The sequence below is a fragment of the Lautropia dentalis genome, from assembly GCF_003892345.1.
In the GTDB taxonomy this organism is placed as follows: Bacteria; Pseudomonadota; Gammaproteobacteria; order Burkholderiales; family Burkholderiaceae_E; genus Lautropia; species Lautropia dentalis.
Window position 1 is genome coordinate 8,628 of the sequence record NZ_RRUE01000003.1, and the last position, 3,285, is coordinate 11,912.

General features: G+C 55.3%; 2 protein-coding genes and 2 pseudogenes. All 4 read right to left on the reverse strand.

Translation table 11 applies throughout. The features are described from left to right. On the reverse strand, positions 1-505 hold a 505-nt coding region (locus EHV23_RS15035; RefSeq protein ID WP_148098600.1), incomplete at its 3' end, for a condensation domain-containing protein. 264 nt (positions 506-769) lie between these two features. Further along, positions 770-1,576, reverse strand: a pseudogene (locus EHV23_RS15040) (non-ribosomal peptide synthetase); the annotation flags it as partial. Between the two features lie 55 nt (positions 1,577-1,631). Further along, a pseudogene (locus tag EHV23_RS16300) lies at positions 1,632-2,458 on the reverse strand (transposase); the annotation flags it as partial. Positions 2,459-2,525: 67 nt separating this feature from the next. Beyond that, positions 2,526-3,285, reverse strand: a 760-nt coding sequence (locus tag EHV23_RS15055; protein ID WP_203229052.1) for a thioesterase domain-containing protein, incomplete at its 5' end; no start/stop codon positions are given.

Genomic DNA, 3,285 nt, shown 5'->3' on the forward strand with positions numbered 1-3,285 from the left:
GCTCATCCAACTTCACCAGACTGGCACGGATCAACACATCCTGCGTCAGATCGAACGGCCTGTGCAGCGTCTCTTCCGTCAGGGCCTGCTTCGCCCGTTCCCTCTCCTGCTGCTCAAGTCCAGACAGATCGTGATACGCCAGCGCAAACGGCTGCACCGGCAGTATCCTCTGCACCGGCTCTCCATCCGCATTGCGCACAAACACCGTGCGCAGCGCCTCGTGTCTGGCCAGAATCTCGTCCAGCGCGCGCTGCAACGCCCCCTTGTCCAGCTCGCCCTGCAGACGCAACACAGCCGGAATGTGATACGCCGCACCCAGGTCCTCCAGCTGCTCCAGGAACCACAACCGCTGCTGTGCCCACGACAGTGGCAGATCACCGTCACGAGACAATCTTTCAATCTTCGACTTTCCTTGATAGCGAGAGGACGCCGACCTTTTCCTTTTGCCAAGGACTCTGCTCAAAAAATCAGCTTTAATGACATCACTTTTATTATTCACTTCCATCACCAGCAAACCATTCAAATTTTCTCTACAAAGCTATGCAGAGCCCCAGCTCCACCACTCAGCTCCCCGCCTCACTGCCAGGCAAAGACAACAGAGCTTATATTTCAAAAAATTTCCTCTGCATAACTACAAATCCAGACCCAAAGCCTCATAGATTCTCATAAACACCATTTAATTCCAACGACAAAATACCCGGGCCGAACAACAAAACCATCAGCTTCAGTCGACACTCAAATCATCACGAACGTGATGCCGAATAATCTCCCTTTCGATCAGTTCACTCATCCCAGCAAGCGATGAGTATGAAAAGAGTTCACTCAGGTTCAACTCAACATCAGAGATGTCTTCCACCCTCGTCACAAGTCGAGTCAACATGAGCGAGTGTCCACCCAGATCAAAGAAGCTGTCGTTTCTCCCCACACGCTCCACACCCAGCAACTCCTGCCAGATTCCGGCCAGCACCTCTTCCACCGGTCCCCGTGGCGCCTCGTACTCGTGCCTGACCAGCGCATCTGCATCCGGCGCCGGCAGCGCCTTCCTGTCCACCTTGCCGTTGGGCGTCAGCGGTATCGTCTCCAGCTTCACGAATGCTGAGGGCACCATGTATTCCGGCAACTCCGCCTTCAGGTGATCCCGCAGCCGCTCCGCATCCGGCAGCGCCTTATCTGACTGCTCCTCCCCTGCTACCCAGTACGCCACCAGTCGCTTGTCGCCCGAATGGTCCTCACGTGCGATCACCACCGCATCGCGTATCTGCGGCAATTCTCCCAGGAGCGCCTCAATCTCACCCAACTCGATTCGGAAACCCCGGATCTTGACCTGGAAGTCGTTTCGGCCCAAGTATGCGATCTGACCGTCGGACCGCCACCGGCCCAGGTCTCCCGTGCGGTACATCCGCGCGCCCGGCTCATCGCTGAACGGATCGTCGGTAAACCGCTCTGCCGTCAATTCCTCCCGGTTCAAATAACCACGAACCACACCGGCACCACCAATCCAGATCTCTCCGGCCACACCCAGCGGTACCGGCTGTCTGTGCTCGTCCAGAATATAGATCCTGGTATTGGCAATCGGGCCCCGGCAATCCCCCCATTTTTGATCGACATCAGAAGTAGAGCGATCAGGCGGTGATGGTGGAACCGACATACTCCGGGCCATTGTCGCACCTGATTGCAGACGGTTTTTCCCCGCCACTCGATGATCTGCTGCAGCGCCCTGATGACCCGCGGTGAAAGTCAAGTCAGTTGTCCGATGAATCATGCAGCCACCCGTCCGTTATCGCACGGATGCTGCGGCCGTCTGCCAGCTGGTCGTGCATGAAGTCCATGGACCAAACACTGGTTGGGCCCGGAGGGCTCCTCCAGCGGCTCTGGCGCCTGCCTAACAAGGCGTTTGCGTGGCTTGATGCAGGTTCAGCTCCAGCTTGCCGGTACACCCTGTAGACCCGTTTGTGGTTCCATTTGAAGCCCTTGACGTTGCGAAGGTACAGAAAGCACAGGTCAAAGCCCCAGTTCCGGTGGGCCGTGGTCAGAGGGACCAGCCAGTCGGCGATCACATCGTCCTCGGCACGCAGCTTTGCCTGGTAGCGGTAGCAGCTCTCGCTGACGTTGAACATGCGGCAGGCCAGCCGAACCGATACGCCCCGCTGCTCGACTGCCTTCTGGGCCATCTCCTTGCGTCGAGATGGCCTCACCACTTTTTTGCGAGCGCCTCCGCAACGATCTCGGCCTTGAGCTTTTCCTCGACGTACATCTTACGAAGCCGGGCGTTCTCGGCCTCCAGCTCCTTCATGCGGGCCATCATGGACACATCCATGCCCCCATACTTGGCCCGCCACTTGTAGAAGGTAGCGGTGCTGATGCCAAGCTCCCGGCACAGGTCGGGAACGACCAGCCCGGCCTCTGCGCGTTTGATGGCGTCCAGAATCTGGCTGTCGGTGAATCGTGACTTCTTCATAGAACTTCTCCGCGAGAAAATTCTACTTCTGAGCCGTACTTTGTGAGGGGATTAACCAAGGTGAAACTTACGCTTTCACGCCCTCATTCGCGGGCCATGATAGAGCCTTTCCTATAAACCTAGCTATCCTGTCTACCCTTGGAGACTGCATAATGGAGTAATGATCTCCCCCAATATACACCCCCTCTGGAGGCATACCTGCTACAGTTACCCAGCCACGTGCAGCAACAAGCTCCTGCGAATCCCCACTGGCTGACTGCCCTTGCTGATCCGCAAGAAAGAGATATGAGTCACAAAGCAGCTTACCCGGCACGTACTCAGCTGTGGCACCCGCAATTTTTTGCAACAAATTTGCCCTACGAATGAGATCCTCCACACTCATGTCAATCTTATCACCCGAATAACCACAAAACTCTTCGGCAATTTCATCTGCACGATCCTTAGCCATCAACATCTCGATCATGTCATCATCGACGTTATACCAACGGGATCTTATGAATGAGATCATCGAATCCTTCATAGACAGATGCGCATTCTCTATATGCATTCCTGCGGGAGCATACGAATCTATCATCGCAACAAAATCAACCTTCTCCCCTGCCCTCGACAACTGTACTCCTATCTCATATGCGATTACTCCACCCGATGACCACCCAGCCAGCCTATAAGGCCCCTGAGGCTGAACTGATCTTATCGAATCAATATACTCTGATGCCATGGATTCGATCGACGCCAGGATATAACCACCCACATCAATATTCGCCGCCTGAATACCATAAACCATCCCCTCCCCCGGCAAACACTCAACCAAGGAAACATAAGGAACA